The 16,727-nt window shown below is 43.2% G+C and carries 16 protein-coding genes; 11 read left to right on the top strand and 5 right to left on the bottom strand.

Annotated features, from left to right (window positions below; genetic code table 11):
• Positions 1 to 9: 9 nt before the first annotated feature.
• From D6853_RS02255 to D6853_RS02240, 4 genes are all read left to right on the top strand, one after another.
• A complete protein-coding gene (locus D6853_RS02255) occupies positions 10 to 996 on the top strand; it encodes a diaminopimelate dehydrogenase (protein ID WP_120656176.1) in 987 nt (328 codons plus the stop codon).
• A 13-nt stretch (positions 997 to 1,009) separates the two neighbouring features.
• The gene (locus D6853_RS02250; RefSeq protein WP_120656175.1) at positions 1,010 to 1,726 is read left to right on the top strand and encodes a tRNA threonylcarbamoyladenosine dehydratase; all 717 of its coding nucleotides are present in this window, start codon (positions 1,010 to 1,012) and stop codon (positions 1,724 to 1,726) included.
• 103 nt (positions 1,727 to 1,829) lie between these two features.
• Entirely contained in the window at positions 1,830 to 3,251 is a 1,422-nt protein-coding gene (locus D6853_RS02245) for an amidophosphoribosyltransferase (protein WP_120656174.1), read from the top strand.
• 51 nt (positions 3,252 to 3,302) lie between these two features.
• A complete protein-coding gene (locus D6853_RS02240; protein WP_120656173.1) occupies positions 3,303 to 4,580 on the top strand; it encodes an O-acetylhomoserine aminocarboxypropyltransferase/cysteine synthase family protein in 1,278 nt (425 codons plus the stop codon).
• Between the two features lie 269 nt (positions 4,581 to 4,849).
• Here the strand turns inward: D6853_RS02240 and nadE are convergent, their stop codons facing one another.
• From nadE to D6853_RS02215, 5 genes are read right to left on the bottom strand one after another with little or no spacing between them, the layout of a single operon-like run.
• Positions 4,850 to 5,599 (bottom strand): NAD(+) synthase, encoded by a 750-nt coding sequence (gene nadE / locus D6853_RS02235; RefSeq protein ID WP_120656172.1) that lies wholly within the window; start codon positions 5,597 to 5,599, stop codon positions 4,850 to 4,852.
• Positions 5,596 to 6,801: a nicotinate phosphoribosyltransferase gene (gene pncB / locus D6853_RS02230; protein ID WP_120656171.1), complete on the bottom strand. Its 1,206-nt coding sequence runs from the start codon at positions 6,799 to 6,801 to the stop codon at positions 5,596 to 5,598. Before pncB ends, nadE begins: the two co-directional genes overlap by 4 nt.
• Before the next feature lie 33 nt (positions 6,802 to 6,834).
• Positions 6,835 to 7,350, bottom strand: coding sequence for an adenylyltransferase/cytidyltransferase family protein (locus tag D6853_RS02225; RefSeq protein WP_120656170.1), 516 nt, complete (start codon positions 7,348 to 7,350; stop codon positions 6,835 to 6,837).
• Between the two features lie 29 nt (positions 7,351 to 7,379).
• A complete protein-coding gene (locus D6853_RS02220; protein WP_120656169.1) occupies positions 7,380 to 8,036 on the bottom strand; it encodes a YczE/YyaS/YitT family protein in 657 nt (218 codons plus the stop codon).
• Between the two features lie 21 nt (positions 8,037 to 8,057).
• Positions 8,058 to 9,224, bottom strand: coding sequence for a serine hydrolase domain-containing protein (locus D6853_RS02215; protein WP_158588642.1), 1,167 nt, complete (start codon positions 9,222 to 9,224; stop codon positions 8,058 to 8,060).
• A gap of 186 nt (positions 9,225 to 9,410) precedes the next feature.
• Here D6853_RS02215 and D6853_RS02210 point away from each other — a divergent pair, with 186 nt between their 5' ends.
• From D6853_RS02210 to D6853_RS02180, 7 genes are all read left to right on the top strand, one after another.
• Positions 9,411 to 10,031, top strand: coding sequence for a GDSL-type esterase/lipase family protein (locus D6853_RS02210; RefSeq protein ID WP_120656167.1), 621 nt, complete (start codon positions 9,411 to 9,413; stop codon positions 10,029 to 10,031).
• A gap of 114 nt (positions 10,032 to 10,145) precedes the next feature.
• Positions 10,146 to 11,369, top strand: coding sequence for a hypothetical protein (locus tag D6853_RS02205; RefSeq protein ID WP_120656166.1), 1,224 nt, complete (start codon positions 10,146 to 10,148; stop codon positions 11,367 to 11,369).
• A gap of 99 nt (positions 11,370 to 11,468) precedes the next feature.
• Complete coding sequence (locus D6853_RS02200) at positions 11,469 to 12,713, top strand: DUF2130 domain-containing protein (RefSeq protein ID WP_120656165.1); 1,245 nt, start codon at positions 11,469 to 11,471, stop codon at positions 12,711 to 12,713.
• 35 nt (positions 12,714 to 12,748) lie between these two features.
• Positions 12,749 to 14,107 (top strand): MATE family efflux transporter, encoded by a 1,359-nt coding sequence (locus D6853_RS02195; protein WP_120656164.1) that lies wholly within the window; start codon positions 12,749 to 12,751, stop codon positions 14,105 to 14,107.
• Positions 14,108 to 14,341: 234 nt separating this feature from the next.
• A complete protein-coding gene (locus tag D6853_RS02190; RefSeq protein ID WP_120656288.1) occupies positions 14,342 to 15,064 on the top strand; it encodes an amino acid ABC transporter ATP-binding protein in 723 nt (240 codons plus the stop codon).
• Between the two features lie 20 nt (positions 15,065 to 15,084).
• Complete coding sequence (locus D6853_RS02185; RefSeq protein WP_120656163.1) at positions 15,085 to 15,987, top strand: transporter substrate-binding domain-containing protein; 903 nt, start codon at positions 15,085 to 15,087, stop codon at positions 15,985 to 15,987.
• A 23-nt stretch (positions 15,988 to 16,010) separates the two neighbouring features.
• Complete coding sequence (locus tag D6853_RS02180; protein WP_120656162.1) at positions 16,011 to 16,727, top strand: amino acid ABC transporter permease; 717 nt, start codon at positions 16,011 to 16,013, stop codon at positions 16,725 to 16,727.

Genomic DNA, 16,727 nt, shown 5'->3' with positions numbered 1-16,727 from the left:
AGGAACAAAATGAGCATCAAGATAGGAATTTTAGGATACGGTAATCTTGGAAAGGGCGTGGAGCTTGCAGTAGCGGCAGCACCTGATATGGAGCTTGTTGCAGTATTTACGAGAAGAGACCCTTCTTCATTACAGATAAAGACACAGGGAGTTCCCGTTGTTTCCGTTAACGACGTTGAGAACTGGAAGGACAAGATCGATGTTATGATCCTTTGCGGAGGAAGTGCTACGGATCTTCCCGTGCAGACACCTCAGTACGCTAAGCTTTTCAACGTGGTAGACAGCTTTGATACACACGCAAGAATCCCCGAGCACTTTGCAAATGTTGACGCTGCGGCACAGGCAGCAGGCAAGATTGCGGTTATCTCATGCGGTTGGGATCCCGGAATGTTCTCACTTGCAAGAGTTTATTCCAATGCGATACTTCCCGAAGGCAATGATTACACATTCTGGGGCAAGGGCGTATCACAGGGACATTCCGACGCTATCAGAAGAGTTAAAGGCGTTAAGAATGCCAAGCAGTATACAATTCCCGTTGAGAGTGCACTTGAAGCAGTCAGAAGCGGCAAGAATCCTGAGCTTACAACAAGAGATAAGCACACAAGAGAGTGCTTCGTAGTCCTTGAAGAGGGCGCAGATGCAGCAGCTGTAGAAAAAGAGATCAAGGAGATGCCTAACTACTTCTCTGATTACAACACAACAGTTCATTTCATCAGCGAGGAAGAGCTTCTTAAGAACCACAGCGGAATGGCTCACGGCGGTTTCGTATTCAGAAGCGGAAAGACAGGCGCCGACAAGGAGCACAACCACATCATCGAGTATAGCCTTAAGCTTGATTCAAACCCTGAGTTTACAACAAGCGTACTCGTTGCTGTAGCAAGAGCTGCATTCCGTATGCAGAATGAAGGAATGAAGGGTTGCAAGACTATGCTTGATATTGCACCTGCATATCTTTCAGAAAAGAGCGGAGAAGAGCTCAGAGCACATCTTCTTTAATTAAAGGATAAATATGAGTGAGATCTTTTCAAGAACAGAATTACTTCTGGGAGAGGACGCGGTAAAAGAGCTTTCTAAAAAGCGAGTGGCAGTATTCGGCGTAGGCGGAGTAGGCGGCTATGTCTGTGAAGCCCTTATAAGGAGCGGGATCGGAGCCTTTGATCTCTGCGACAATGATACCGTGGCCGTATCCAATATAAACAGGCAGATAATCGCAACGACGAGCAGTGTCGGCAAGTACAAGGTTGATGTCATGAAAGAGAGAATGCTTGATATCAATCCCGAAGCGGACATAAGGGTTCACAAATGTTTCTTTTTACCTGAAAATGCGGACAGCTTCCCGTTTGAAGAGTACGATTATGTGGTGGATGCGGTAGATACTGTGACTGCCAAGATAGAGATAATAATGCGGGCAAAAGAAAAGAACATTCCCGTTATCAGTTCTATGGGAGCGGGCAATAAGCTTGATCCCACAGCCTTTACCGTTGCGGATATATATAAGACCTCGGTCGATCCTCTTGCGAGAGTGATGAGACGAGAGCTTAAAAAGCGTGGAGTTAAGGACCTTAAGGTCGTATATTCCACCGAGGAGCCTCTTGAGCCCATAGGCGGACACAAGTCCCCCGGTGAAGATTCTTCAAGAAGGAGCACCCCCGGAAGTGTGGCGTTTGTCCCTTCAGTTGCAGGGCTGTGCATAGCTTCGGAGATAGTTAAAGACCTCATAAGATAAAAATTGATCGCATGTACTAATGTACATGCGATTTTTCTTTAAATATGTGTTATTATTATTCACGGTATGGAATTAAATATAATATGCTTCCGGAGGTTTCTAAATGGGCGGATTTTTTGGTGTTGCATCTAAAGAGAGCGCGGTGTTCGATCTTTTCTACGGTACTGATTACCATTCACATCTTGGTACACGTCGTGCAGGATTAGCGGTATATGACAAGAAGAAAGGTTTCGATCGTTCGATACACAATATCGAGAGGTCTTATTTCAGACCTAAGTTTGAAGACGATATGCAGAAGATGGAGGGTAATCTCGGAATCGGATGTATCTCTGATTTTGAGCCACAGCCTCTTATTGTAAGATCACATCATGGCACATATGCCATTACTACAGTCGGCAAGATCAACAACATTGATGGTATCACCAAGAAGCTTTTTGCGGATAACCACTCTCATTTCCTTGAGATGAGCGGCGGAGACATCAATCCCACTGAGCTTGTTGCTTCTATAATCAATCAGAAAGATACCATCGTTGACGGTATACGTTACGCTCAAGAGATCATCAAGGGATCCATGTCACTTCTTTTGATGACACCAGAAGGAATATATGCGGCAAGAGACAAATTCGGCCGTACTCCGGTTCAGATAGGACATAAGGACGAGGGATTCTGCGTCTGCTTTGAAAGTTTTTCATATTTAAATCTTGGATATACTACATACAAAGAGTTGGGACCCGGAGAGATAGCATATATCACACCGGAGAGCGTTGAGATAGTAGCACCTGCGTTTAACAAGATGCGCGTATGTACATTCCTTTGGATATATTACGGATTCCCTGCTTCGACTTACGAGGGACTTAATGTAGAAAATGTAAGATACGGCTGTGGCGAGAAGCTTGCACAGCGCGATATGCAGAGGGGTATTCATCCCGATATCGTTGCGGGAGTTCCCGATTCGGGTGTAGCACATGCAATAGGATATTCCAATGCATCAGGCATTCCTTATTCAAGACCTTTTGTAAAATATACGCCTACATGGCCAAGATCTTTCATGCCTACTATACAGTCAAGGCGTGACCTTATAGCCAAGATGAAGCTTCTTCCCATCAATCAGCTCATTAACAATAAGAGCCTTCTTCTTATAGATGATTCGATCGTAAGAGGTACACAGCTTCGTGAGACAACAGAGTTCCTTTATAAGAGCGGAGCAAAAGAGGTGCATATAAGACCCGCATGTCCGCCTCTTGTATATGGATGTAAATACCTGAATTTCTCACGTTCCAATTCAGAGATGGAGCTTATTACAAGACGAGTTATCGAAAAGCTTGAGGGTTATCCTTCACCAAACGAGGAAACCGTAAGAAAGTATACTGATCCTGATTCACCTCAGTACGCTGCAATGCTCGAAGAGATTAGAAAAGAACTGAATTTCACATCTCTTCATTATCATCGTCTCGATGATATGGTAGAAGCAATCCCGCTTGAGCCGTGTAAGCTTTGCACATATTGTTGGAGCGGAAAAGAGTGATATAAAACGATAATAGATTATTATAAATTTTGAATTATATGGAGGATTATTATGAATCAGCAAAAGATCGGAACAAAGTGCGTACAGGCCGGATATACACCCGGAAACGGCGAACCTCGTCAGATTCCCATCATACAGTCTACAACATTCAAATATGACACAAGTGAGGATATGGGAAAGCTTTTTGATCTGGAGGCTTCGGGATATTTCTACACAAGACTTCAGAACCCTACCAATGATTATGTTGCAGCCAAGATTGCGGCTCTCGAAGGCGGAACGGCAGCAATGCTTACATCTTCGGGACAGGCAGCAAACTTTTTTGCACTCTTTAATATTTGTGAGAACGGAAGCCATATCGTAGCTTCTTCATCAATCTACGGCGGAACCTTCAATCTTATCGCCGTTACAATGGCTAAGATGGGAATCGATGTTACATTCGTATCTCCCGACAGCACAGAGGAAGAGCTTAACGCAGCATTTAAGGACAATACAAGAGCGGTATTCGGAGAGACAATCGCTAACCCCGCACTTACGGTTCTTGATATCGAAAAATTCGCCAAGGCTGCTCATGAGCACGGTGTTCCTCTTATCGTGGACAATACATTCCCAACACCCGTTAACTGCAGACCTATCGAGTGGGGAGCTGATATAGTAACACATTCAACAACCAAGTATATGGACGGACACGGAGCTGCCGTAGGCGGAGTAATCGTTGATTCAGGTAAATTTGACTGGATGGCTCACGCAGATAAGTTCCCCGGACTTACAACACCCGATGAGTCTTATCACGGAATCGTATATGCAGAGAAGTTCGGACAAGAGGGAGCATTCATCACAAAGTGTACAGCACAGCTTATGCGTGACTTTGGATGCATTCAGTCTCCCCAGAACGCATTCATTCTTAACCTTGGACTTGAATCACTTCATGTTCGTATGCCCAAGCACGTTGAGAACGGACTTGCTGTTGCCAAGTTCCTTGAGTCACAGGATAAGGTTAAGAAGGTCAGCTATCCCGGCCTTGAGTCAGATAAGTATTATGAGCTTGCCAAGAAGTATCTTCCCAACGGAGGATGCGGCGTAGTATCATTTGAGCTTGCAGGCGGAAGAGCAGCAGCCGAGAGCTTCATGAAGAAGCTTCGTCTTGCAGCAATAGAAACTCACGTAGCGGATGCTCGTACATGTTGCCTTAACCCCGCAACATCAACACATCGTCAGCTTACTGATGAGCAGCTCGAGGCAGCAGGAATTCCCGCAGGACTTATCCGTATGTCATGCGGACTTGAAGATAAAGAAGATCTTATCGCAGATATTGCTAATGCATTAGCATAAGACTCCGCAGATTTCTGCAGAGTGTCTTATATGCGTTTCACGAAAATGTTTGTTTTCGTCTGCGCAGTGATTTACATAAACTCAAAAACAGGAAAATGTCTCATTTCGTGTTACTCATAGAAATCGACATTTTCCTGTTTTTTTATTTTGTAAATCATCTTGCTCGTACAAGAACTGCACATTTTAGTGAAATCGCACAATAGTCACGCTTGCAGAAATCCGCGGAGTCTATGTATGATCAATAATATCTTGCGCTGTAGAACGCTAGCTTATTTACAATACGTAGGTATAGTCTGCAATTTATGTAAGTTGTTCTTGTGCATTCTATCGATTTTTTCCTTAGTAGATTGGTCTTCGCAGACGCCTGTCATTACGTATTTATCAAGTGTGTCATATGTAAAGCCGAGCTTGTCCTCATCGGAGAGGCCGCAGAGTCCGTCGGAAGGAGTTTTGTGAATAAGCTCCTTGGGAAGTCCGAGTGCATCACCGATCTGTCTCATTTCGGTTACAAGGAAGTCTGCGCATGGACTGAAGTCGCCTGCGGCATCGCCGTACTTTGTGGAATAGCCTACGTAGTCTTCAGACTTATTGCAGGTATTTGCAACACGTCCTCCGTTTGGAAGTGACTGCGCTATAGCGTATAAAGTAGCCATTCTTATTCTTGGAGGAGTGTTTATAATCGCATCATTTCCCATTTCAACGCCTGCTTCGGCGAGAGCTTTCTTTTCGCCTTCCACGGCGGGATTGATATTTACGATGTAGTGCTTGATATCAAGAAGCTTGGCAACTGCCTTCGAATCTTCGATATCCTTCTGCTCGCCGTTTGGCATAAGAACGCCGACAACTCTGTCTTTTCCAAGTGCCTTTACAAGAAGAGCGGCAACTATGGTTGAATCTTTTCCGCCGGAAAGACCGATGACCGCGCTGGCCTTAGGTCCGTTGTTATCGAACCATTCTTTTATCCAATTACAGATATTCTCTATTTCTTTTTCAGGATCTATTTTTTTATATTCGCTCATACCGTTTCGTGCTCCATTCTCCAGTTAATACATCTCTGTAAGTAATCAACATATGCGGGATTCTTGCACATGCCCTTTCCCTCAACGTCGGAAATCTTGGCAACGTCCTGACCGTTACATGCGGTTGTCTTCATTACAATGTTGAGCGCCGGAACAAAGGTGTCGTTTGCAATGTAAGTACCGATTCCGAACGCAACTCTTGCCTTTCCGTTAAAGTGAGCAAAGATCTTGTCTGCTCTCTCAAAATCAAGGCTGTCACTAAAGAGAAGAGTCTTTGTTGTAGGATCGATTCCAAGGCTCTTGTAATGATTGATCATCTTTTCACCCCACTCGATCGGATCGCCGCTGTCGTGACGAACACCTGAGAAAAGAGTTGAATATGTCAGCTGGAAGTCGCGAAGGAAGCAGTCTGTTGTGATCGCATCCGTGAGGGCTGTTCCGTTGAGAATTCCATATTCTTTTACCCAGAAATCAAGTGCATACCAGTTGGAATATGCGGGGTTGTGTTTGTGATTACCCTGACCTACACACATGATCCACTCGTGTGCCATGGTTCCTACGGGATTAACACCAAGCTCTTTTGCCAAAAGAACATTTGAAGTTCCGACAAACTTTGAATCGCCGAGATCGGCATTCTTAAGCTTCATAACAGCAAGTTCCTGAGCCTGCGCGGAAAGCCTTCTTCTGAGACCAAACTCACTGAAAGCACCGATCGTGTATTTTTTATCTGTCAGAGCCTTGATCTTCTCATCAAGCTTTTGCTCGAAAGAAGCCATGAGCTCGTCGTAGTCATATGCCATTCTGAAATATACTTCATTTACGATCGCAAGAGTCGGTATCTCATATAATGAAGTGTTGAGCCATGTTCCGTTGGTCTCGATCGTAAGTCCGCACTCTGCATTTGTTCCTATAGTGAAATCTTCGTATCTCGGATGCCAAAGACGAAGGAAATCTACATAGGATTTCTTGATCCATTTGATGCCCTTAAGGTATGTGAGCTCTTCCTCAGTAAAAGTGAGGTCGCAGTAAGCAAGAATCTGACGCTTGATCTCTTCGACCATCTCTTCTGTGAAAAAGACATCTTTGTTTCTACACTTAAAAGACCATGTGGTCGTGTAGTCAGGGAAGTTGTGATAGATTGCCTGTCCCATTGAAAACTTGTAAAGATCTGTTTCAAGTAGACTGCTGATAATGTTTTGCATTTTTTCTCTCCTCTTTTAATTCAAAAAATCAAATTATAACAGTTTTCCGGTTTTTGCCAAATATTCTCTGAAGGTTTCGTTAATGTCATCTGCGTGAATTCCGGGGTTTTTTCTGATCTGAGTTCCGGAAGTCTTAATAATAGTGCGGTCAACTAATTTAAAGTTGTGAGTAGGGTAAATTGCGCTGAGCTTTTCTACATAAGAAGGTTCACCTGTATACCAGTTAAAAGTAGCGCTGTCAGGGCTGATGCCTGCATTTGAGAACAGCTCGTCTCCCCAGAGCACCCAGTTTTCATGGGTGAAGGTTCCGTCGAGACCGAGCTTTTTATCATCAATCTGTACGACAATTACTTTATCTTTTTGTGCTTCAAACATCTTGGTCACGAGCTTGATGCGTGTATTAAAGTCAAGAAAATCGCGTCCGCGGTCATTTTGATAGCCGCAGACTGCGATTATTACTTTATCATTTTCCGAAAGAGCTGTTTTAATAAGTGATTCATGTCCCTTGTGCATGGGAATAAAGCAGCCAAATACAATACCTATATTCATTGTTGGTGCCTTTCGTTAGTTTTTACGTATTATATCACACTAACGGCCTTGGAACATATTTTTTCACTAAAAGGCATAAAGAAACCGGCGACCGGACCGACGAGGGCAGCGCAGATGAGCGTACCTATGCCGAAAGTGCCGCCAAGAAGCCAGCCTATTATAACAAAAAGGCTGTCGACTATGATCCTCATGATGCTGAAGTTCTTTTTTAGCTTATCGCTTATAACAACGGCAACAAGGTCATTAGGGCCTGTTCCCGCATCTGACTTTATTACTATCGTCATTCCGAAAGCTAGGATCACGCAGCCGAGGGCGAGAATAATGATCCTTACCGGCAAGGCCGTAACCTTGCCGATAATAGGATTTAATATCAGAGAAAAGAAATCGATTATAGGGCCTCCGAATATCATGCAAAGAAGAGTTCCGATCTTGATATAGCTTCTGTCTACAGCAAGCAGAACAAAGATTATAAGAAGGCTGATCGCGATGTGTACACGTCCGTGTGTAAGCCCCGGGATAAGGCTGATGGCATCAAGGCGTCTGAAAATACCCTGGATCAGGACGTTAAACGGATCGGAGCCAAGATCCACCAGAAGAAACAGTGTTACGCCAAGGTGGGCGATGATAAGTCCGATCATCAGTAGTGCAACTCTAATGAGCCATTCTTTTACGGATATCTTTTCCATGTATTCCCCCTATAAAATGAATTATGAAAAGATAATGTTTCTGAGTTTCCTTGTAAGAGGGCCGGTACCGTAGTCAAAACGTTGAACCAGCATGATAAATGTGGTCATCGTGGACGGATCGTTTACAAAATATGCTCCGAGCCAGCCGTCCCAGCCGTATTCGCCTTTATTACCTATAATAGAAGCCTGTGAAGGATCATCAAGCACTCTCATGAGATTACCGTAGGTGAAGCCTTCAAGCCCTTGCCAGTTATCGAAATCAGGCTGCTGATAAGACGTAAGCTTGCCTGATGTAAGATACTTTACAGTATTGGCGGAAAGAATCCGCTTATTGCCGAATTTACCGTTATTAAGAAGCATATGTCCGAAACGTGCGTAGTCGTCTACAGTTGAGAAAAGACCTGCACCGCCCGATTCAAACGGGTTCCTGCCACCATCATTTCTGATGACGAGTCTGTCTCCGTGATATTCTATAAGCCTTCCCTTTACATTCCTATAAGCCTTGGATAGACGGTCTAATTTGCTTGCCGGTACGTAGAAGTCTGTGTCGTTCATTCTAAGAGGATCGAGGATTCTTGCCCTTACAAAATCTCCGAAGGTCATTCCCGACGCTTTTTCTATAACCGCACCGAGGACGTCCGCGCTTGTTCCGTATTGGAAGTGGCTTCCGGGCAAGAAATTAAGCGGGATCTTACCGATTTTTTCTGCGAATTCCATTGTTGACATCATCTTGTCCGTGCCAAGTCTCTTTTCCATGCCGGTCATAAGGCGCCCTACGGCAACCTCGGTAGGAGTGCCGATTCCGGGATATACAAGTCCCGAAGTCATGTTCATAAGGTCGCGAATTCTCATTTTTTTATCAACGGGGACTTTACGGACCTTACCTTTGCAAAGATATGTCTGATTATTGAAGCTGTCGATGTAGTTTCCTACAGGTTCCCCAAGATCGATGATACCGTCTTCGACAAGCGCCATGGCAGCGGCTGCTGTAATGGGCTTGGACTGCGAGTAGAGTCTGAAGATTGTATCGCGGCTTACGGGGATGCCGTTTTTGATATCCGAAAATCCGCTTTTGGCAAAAAGGACTTCTTTGCCCTCTTTTATCTCGAGCGCTACGACTCCGGCAACCTCCTGTTTAAAAACTGCTTTGTCCATGCATTCCTGAACAAGTCTCTGTTTGTCTCTCATAGTGTGTTCCCTTTCACAAGTGCCATAATTTATCATGATAATAATACGAATCACTTCGTTTTTATCCTGTACTATTGTAGTACGAAATTGTGTAATATGAAATGCTTATCTGTACCTATAAGTTGTCAATATTATACATTTTGAAAAAAGCAATTCATAATAGAATCATCAAAGGAGAGAAAAGCTATGAAAAACATACTTGCATTCGGTGATTCAAATACATGGGGACTTATCCCCGGAACAAAAGAAAGATACCCCGGCGAAGTCAGATGGACGGGCCTTGTTCAAAATAAACTTGATGACACAAAGATAATAGAAGAGGGACTCTGCGGAAGAACAACCGTATTTGAGGATGAGATAAGACCTTTCAGAAAAGGTGTCGATACACTTCCTCTTATATTGGAAAGCGCATCTCCCTTAGACGGCGTTATAATTATGCTCGGAACAAATGATTGCAAAGCTTACTACAACGCCAATCCTCATATAATCGGAAAAGGTCTTGAGCGCTGCATTGAGGAGATTGAAAAGTACGTTTCTCCCGAGAAGGTTCTGGTAGTATCTCCTATACACCTCGGAGACGAAGTCTGGAAGCCAAGCAAAGATCCTGAGTTTGACACCGCTTCAGTAACCAGGAGCAAAGAACTTGCAGATACCTACAGACGCATTGCGGAAAGAAGGGGGAACAGATTCCTTGCCGCTTCTTCATATGCAAAGGCAAGCAAGCGCGACGATGAGCACCTCGATGAAAGGGGACACGAGGCGCTTGCCGAAGCTATTACCGAGAAGATTGAGGCTATGAGAATATAACATGAAACAATACAGATTCCATTCCTGATGTTTACGGTAAGGAAGGAACACTGTTGAAAGTGATCGAAGAATACTATAAAATCTCATAAAAAAGCATATGTTGGGAGAGAGAAATTGAAAAAGAAAAAGATAGCGCTTGTACTTATGTTGATGGCAATGATTTTTATTTTATGTGCGTGTACGGCAAATGCTCCAGTACATTCAAAGAGAGAAGTCAAAAAATACATTGACCAATTGTGTAATGAAGAACATGAGATTGTCAGTATTGAAGAGGTCAGTGAGTCACCTCGAGCGGTAGTATATACAGTACGGTCAAAAGAGCGTGATCTGGAATTTGAAGTTGTTACTTGCAGATCCGCTGTTTTTTTTCCTACTTCAAGTACTGTTCTTTATTATGAGAAAAGCATAAGCGATGACTATGTAAAAAAAATACATGAGATATACAAAGACGATATAAATCAGCTTTTTAAGGGATACGAAATCGAATATACCGGTGCGATCCCTATCAGAGATATAAATGAAATTGAATCTGTGGCGGAAAGTATTCACACTGCAAATATGATTTACAGTGATGAAATGAAATATAATTCTCGGGAGTTCTTGGATGCCCATCCTTATTGTTATATCTATTTGTCCGGAATCAATAAAGAAGACGGCAATACATCCCAATTTATACAATTTAAGATTAATGGTTCGGATAAAAGCACCGAAGAAATAACCGAAGAGATAAAAGATGCGATTGCGCAGAAGATCACTGACGGTGTTTTTTCAAAAGAAACATATACAGGGCTTGATGAAATAACGAGTAAACAGCATAAGTCCAAGTTGAATCATGTCTTTTTAAACGATGAAGAGATGCTGTATGACAATAATAATAGTCCGTATGTATACGCCGGATTGATAACAGATGAGTATTGTTATTCTGCGTATAATTACGATATAGAGAAGTACATGATGGTCGTAGATTGCGGCCTAGTGGCTGACTATTGGGGGAGCCCGGCTCTTGTTATCCCTGAATACGTGGATCACTTAGGCGGGCAATATACATTGATCTCTACAGATCAGAAGGAAAGAAAACTGAATCTGGAATCCGAATGGGAGATCAACGGACATAAGTGGAAGATGACGGCTTATTATAATGGAGAAAGTGAAGACTATGATAAGAGCATATCAAAAGTCAAAGTGATAAGAGATGGGAAAAATCTATCATTTACAGCTTACGCCGGACCGGATAACAGACCGCTTATCATGCTTACGGCAGATGATTTCTGCAAGCTCTTTGATCTGACTTATAAGGTGGACGAAGAAAAAGAAAGCATATATTTTTATTCAAATTAACTTATATCGCGATTGCTTTGACCTTTTTCCATATACAAACTATTATGGAATAGTAGGTAAAAATCCCGTTGATTTTTGGACCTGAATATGGAGGGGAATATGGCTGAACTAAAGTGCCCGCACTGCGGACAGGCGTTTACGGTTGATGATACGGAGCTTGGCTCCATAATGAAGCAGATCAGAGACAAGGAGTTCGAAAAAGATCTTTCGAGCCGCGTTTTTGAGCTTGAAAAGCATTATAAAGAAAAACACGAGCTTGAGCTTGCTGCAAAGGAGAATGAGATAATCCTTAAGAGCAGGTCTCAGTATGAAAAAGAAAAAGAGGATCACAGGAAGGAACTTGAAGACCTTCAGGCTAAGCTTAACAAGGCTCTTGAGGAAAAGAGCCTTCTTTCTATGGAAATAAAAGGAGCCGAAGATAAAACCAAACTTGCGGTCCTTGAAGCTGTCAATAAGGTTGAGAGTGAAAAGAATAAGATTGCAGCGGCGCTTAACGATGAAAAGCACGAGCTCGAGAATGCTCTTTTGCAGGAAAAAGAAAAAGGAAAGATCCTCCTGGAACAGAAGGAAAAAGAAGTTGAGTTCTATAAGGACTTAAAGACCAAGATGTCCACGAAGATGGTCGGCGAAACTCTTGAACAGCACTGCGAGATACAGTTCAATCAGCTCAGGGCCACCGCTTTTAAGAATGCATATTTTGAAAAAGATAATGATGCAAGAAGCGGAAGTAAGGGCGATTACATCTACAGAGAATGCGATGAGAACGGTGTCGAGATTATTTCCATTATGTTCGAAATGAAGAACGAGATGGATGAGACTGCGACCAAGCATAAGAACGAAGATTTCTTCAAGGAGCTGGATAAAGACCGCAACGAGAAGAAGTGCGAATATGCTGTTCTTGTTTCTCTCCTTGAGAGCGACAGCGAGCTTTACAATGCAGGAATTGTAGATGTTTCTTATAAATTCGACAAGATGTATGTTGTAAGGCCTCAGTGCTTCATTCCTATAATCACACTTCTTAGAAATGCTGCGCTTGGCGCGCTTGAATACAAGCAGGAGCTTGCAATGGTCCGCAATCAGGACATTGATATATCCAATTTTGAAGACAGTCTAATGAAGTTCAAGGATGATTTTGCTAAAAATTATACGCATGCCAAAAATCATTTTGATAAGGCGATTGAAGAGATTGATAAGACAATTCTTCATCTTGAAAAGGTGAAAAAAGAACTTATTGGTTCGGACAATCAGCTTAGGATTGCCAATAATAAAGTTGAAGATATCAGTATCAAAAAGCTTACCAGGGGCAATCCCACTATGAAAGCTAAATTTGATGAGCTCAAGTAATAGAGCGGAACATCATTATTATACGAGGCATTAAAATGGCAACACAGAACAGAAGAGAATATCTTACCACCACTCCCATTCCCAAGCTTATCATGACGCTGGCTTTTCCTACGATCATGAGCATGCTGGTTACGGGAATCTATAATACCGCGGATACTTTTTTCGTGGCGAGGGTATCAAACGATCCTACGGTAAACACAGCGGCGACAGCGGCAGTAGGCCTTGTATTTACGGTTATGGCGCTTATTCAGGCAACGGGTTTCTTTTGCGGACACGGTTCGGGTAATTATCTTTCCAGAATGCTTGGCGCCGAGAATTATAAAGAAGCCGACGAGATGGCTTCAACCGGTTTTGCATTATCTATAATCCTGGGCGTTATCTTTGCGATAGTCGGAAATGTTTTTTTGACTGATATTGCAAGTGCACTTGGAGCAAAGAGCGCACAGAGTCTTGCTTTTACCAAAGACTACATGCGGATAATTCTTTTGGGCGCGCCGTTTATGATGGCTCAGTTTGTTATAAACAATCAGCTCAGATTCCAGGGAAGCGCGTACTATGCGATGATTGGACTTATGAGCGGAGCGGTCATGAATATGGTTCTCGATCCGCTTCTTATCATGGGATTCCACATGCAGGTTACGGGAGCCGCTATCGCGACCGTAATGGGACAGATAACAAGCTTTGTAGTTCTTCTTATCGGAACGACAAAGGGCGAGAATATAAAGCTCAGCATCAAAAATATAAGGCTTAACGGTCATTATCTTCTTGAGATAGTAAACGGAGGTATTCCGTCTTTATTTAGGCAGGGGCTTGCTGCTATCGCAACTCTCCTTCTTAACAGAACGGCAGGTGCGATAGGCTCAGACGCTGCGATTGCCGGAATGAGCGTTGCGACAAGGATCATGATGCTCATGGCTTCTGCGCTTATAGGCTTTGGCCAGGGTTACCAGCCTGTGTGCTCGTTTAACTACGGTGCAGGACTTTTGAGGAGAGTAAAAGATGGCTTTAATTTCTGCGTAAAGTACTCGACGCTTTTCCTCATCGGAATCGGTGCGGTCTGTTACTATTTCGCCCCGAATCTGATAGCTCTTTTTTCTAAGGATCAAGCAGCGGTTGAGGTCGGAATCAAAGCACTCAGATTCCAGTGTATCACACTATTCTTATCAGGCCCCATCGTTATCAGTAACATGATGCTTCAGTCGATCGGAAAAGGAGTCAAAGCTTCAATTACTGCATCCGCCAGAAACGGTATCTGCTTTATTCCGCTTATTCTTTTGCTTCCCAGATTATTTGGGATCACTGGAGTTGAGATCACACAGTCGTGTGCGGATATTTTATCCACTCTTATCGCAGTTCCGCTGGCTTATTCGGAGCTTAGAACCTTTAAGGACTGAGTAAGGTGGCGCAATCCAAAAATTTTTTTAAAAAAGAGAGTTGACAAAAAGAAACTTCAATGTATACTTGTATACAAACAAAGGCGTTTTGATTCACTTAGTGTTTCAGAGCGCCTTTCACTGTTATTCTTATTCATACTCATCCTAATACAGATGCATTGAAACAATGGCGTTTCGGTTTGATACCGGAGCGCCTTCTTTGCATTTGGGAAAGAAAGGCAACAGCTTATGGCAATGATCAAGCTTGAAAATGTAAATAAAAACTTTGGAGACCTCCACGTTCTTAAAGACGTGAATCTTGAAGTCGAGGAAGGAGAAAAGCTTGTTATAATCGGCCCTTCCGGTTCCGGTAAATCGACAACCGTTCGGTGCATGAATTTCCTTGAGGTTCCAAGCAGCGGACACGTTTACATTAACGGGACGGAGCTTACGACCAAGAATAAGACCAAGGTCATCAGGGATAACACTTCGATGGTATTTCAGCAGTTTAATCTGTATCCTCACATGACAGTACTTAAAAATCTCACGATCGGTCCCATAAAGCTTCAGCATAAACCCAAAAAAGAAGCGGAGGAGCTTGCTTATCACTATCTTGATATTGTAGGGCTCAAAGATAAAGCGGATGTTTATCCAACAACTCTTTCGGGCGGACAGCAGCAGAGAATAGCGATTGCCAGAGCACTTTGTTCGCAGAGTAAGATAATTCTTTTTGATGAACCAACATCGGCGCTTGATCCCGAGACAATTCAGGAAGTTCTCGACGTAATGATCAAGCTTGCAAAAGAGAGTATAACGATGGTGGTTGTCACCCACGAGATGGGATTTGCAAAACAAGTTGCTGACAGAGTGATCTTCATGGAGGACGGACAGATAATCGAGTCCGGAACTCCGGAGCACTTTTTCAATAATCCTGAGAGCGAAAGAGTAAAACAGTTCTTGGGAAAGATAATCAGGTAATAGATAGGAGGAACAATATTATGAAAAAGAAGGTTTTGAGTGCAATAATGGCGGGAGTGATGAGCGCCATGCTGGTAGCGTGCGGAAGCGCAGCACCTGAAAGTACGGCATCGGCGGATTCAACAGATACTATAGTCGTTGCAGCGTCCGAGGATTCAATCGCAGCGCCTGCTTCTGAAGATGTACAGGCTATCAAGGACAGAGGAGTATTAAAGGTCGGAGTTAAGAATGCCGTTATGGGATTTGGCTTCGAAGATCCTCTTACAGGTGAGTATACGGGACTTGAGATCGAACTTGCCAAAGCACTTGCGGATAAGCTCGGAGTCGGTATTGAGTTTACAGCCGTTACAGCAGCGACAAGAACAGAGCTTCTTGATTCGGGTGATATCGACTGCGTGCTTGCGACATTTACAATAACCGATGAGAGAAAAGAAAGCTGGGATTTCACGACTCCCTACTACACAGATTATGTAAGCGTTCTTGTTGAAGATTCCAAGGGAATTAAGACACTTGACGATCTTGTTGATGCCACTGTCGGTGTTTCATCCGGATCGACATCTGCAAAGTCACTTGTAAAAGCTATGATCGAAAAAGGTCTGATAAGCGGAGATGGTTTTGATGAAGAGAGCTTTGATCCCGCAACATGGACTACAGGTATTAAGTTCAGACAGTACGATGATTACCCGACAATTTCCACAGCTCTTAGCGCTGGTGAGGTTGATGCATTCTGCGTAGATAAGTCAATTCTTGCTTTCTACAAGACAGAGGGAAGATCATACATCGATGCAGAGTTTGCTCCTCAGGAGTACGGCATTGCAACAACAAAAGGTTCCGGACTTTCAGAGGTTGCAGAGGAACTCGTTTCCGCAAGCTTAAGCGACGGAACGATCGATAAGCTTATTAAAGATAACGGACTTGATTAAGTAAGGATAGCGGAGGACCGGTGATGTCAGGATTATTATCTCCCAGAGCATGGAACAAAATATGGACATATAGAGGAACGTTTTTACTTGGTTTTGCCAATACTCTGAAAACTGCCTTGGTAGCTCTTTTGATAGCTCTTGTACTTGGTATTGTTTTCGGACTTATGGCTACAAGCGGTAAAAAAGGTCTAAGGACAATAAGCAGAATATACGTCGAGGTAATACAGAACACACCGATCCTTCTTCAAATGTGCTTTTTATATTACGCACTGGCTTTTTCCGGACACAGCCCCGGAATCATAGTTACAGGCTTTTTGGCACTTGGAATTTATACAGGTGCATATATGGCAGAGGTAATAAGAGCGGGAATCGAATCGGTTCCCAAGGGTCAGTTTGAAGCAGCGCAGGCTCAGGGCTTTGGATATGCGGAGAGGATGTTCTACATCATAATCCCTCAGAGCATCAAGGTAATATTACCGCCAATGACCAATGTGATAGTCAATATGATAAAAAACACATCATGTTTATACATTGTAGGAGGTGCGGATCTGTTATCTTTGACATACAGTTTTGTAACAGGTGAAAACACAGGCGGTTCCTATGCTCCCGCATATATCGTCTGTGGAGTGATCTTCTTTTTGATATGCTTCCCGTTATCAACTTTTGCATCAATGTGGGAGTCATCACTTAAAAAGAGAGACAGCAAAGTGTTCCAAAACGGAAGACCTAAGGAGGCATGA

It is taken from the genome of Butyrivibrio sp. X503, from assembly GCF_003625475.1.
Classification (GTDB): Bacteria; Bacillota; Clostridia; order Lachnospirales; family Lachnospiraceae; genus Butyrivibrio.
Note: the sequence above shows the minus strand (reverse complement) of the source record. Positions and strands in the feature narration are given on the sequence as shown.

What these genes read in the sequence shown, in the direction of transcription:
- D6853_RS02255 (WP_120656176.1), top strand. Translation starts at nt 10, where the DNA reads ATGAGCATCAAGATAGGAATTTTAGGATACGGTAATCTTGGAAAGGGC.
- D6853_RS02250 (WP_120656175.1), top strand. Translation starts at nt 1,010, where the DNA reads ATGAGTGAGATCTTTTCAAGAACAGAATTACTTCTGGGAGAGGACGCG.
- D6853_RS02245 (WP_120656174.1), top strand. Translation starts at nt 1,830, where the DNA reads ATGGGCGGATTTTTTGGTGTTGCATCTAAAGAGAGCGCGGTGTTCGAT.
- D6853_RS02240 (WP_120656173.1), top strand. Translation starts at nt 3,303, where the DNA reads ATGAATCAGCAAAAGATCGGAACAAAGTGCGTACAGGCCGGATATACA.
- nadE (WP_120656172.1), bottom strand. Translation starts at nt 5,599, where the DNA reads ATGAGCGAATATAAAAAAATAGATCCTGAAAAAGAAATAGAGAATATC.
- pncB (WP_120656171.1), bottom strand. Translation starts at nt 6,801, where the DNA reads ATGCAAAACATTATCAGCAGTCTACTTGAAACAGATCTTTACAAGTTT.
- D6853_RS02225 (WP_120656170.1), bottom strand. Translation starts at nt 7,350, where the DNA reads ATGAATATAGGTATTGTATTTGGCTGCTTTATTCCCATGCACAAGGGA.
- D6853_RS02220 (WP_120656169.1), bottom strand. Translation starts at nt 8,036, where the DNA reads ATGGAAAAGATATCCGTAAAAGAATGGCTCATTAGAGTTGCACTACTG.
- D6853_RS02215 (WP_158588642.1), bottom strand. Translation starts at nt 9,224, where the DNA reads ATGAGAGACAAACAGAGACTTGTTCAGGAATGCATGGACAAAGCAGTT.
- D6853_RS02210 (WP_120656167.1), top strand. Translation starts at nt 9,411, where the DNA reads ATGAAAAACATACTTGCATTCGGTGATTCAAATACATGGGGACTTATC.
- D6853_RS02200 (WP_120656165.1), top strand. Translation starts at nt 11,469, where the DNA reads ATGGCTGAACTAAAGTGCCCGCACTGCGGACAGGCGTTTACGGTTGAT.
- D6853_RS02195 (WP_120656164.1), top strand. Translation starts at nt 12,749, where the DNA reads ATGGCAACACAGAACAGAAGAGAATATCTTACCACCACTCCCATTCCC.
- D6853_RS02190 (WP_120656288.1), top strand. Translation starts at nt 14,342, where the DNA reads ATGATCAAGCTTGAAAATGTAAATAAAAACTTTGGAGACCTCCACGTT.
- D6853_RS02185 (WP_120656163.1), top strand. Translation starts at nt 15,085, where the DNA reads ATGAAAAAGAAGGTTTTGAGTGCAATAATGGCGGGAGTGATGAGCGCC.
- D6853_RS02180 (WP_120656162.1), top strand. Translation starts at nt 16,011, where the DNA reads ATGTCAGGATTATTATCTCCCAGAGCATGGAACAAAATATGGACATAT.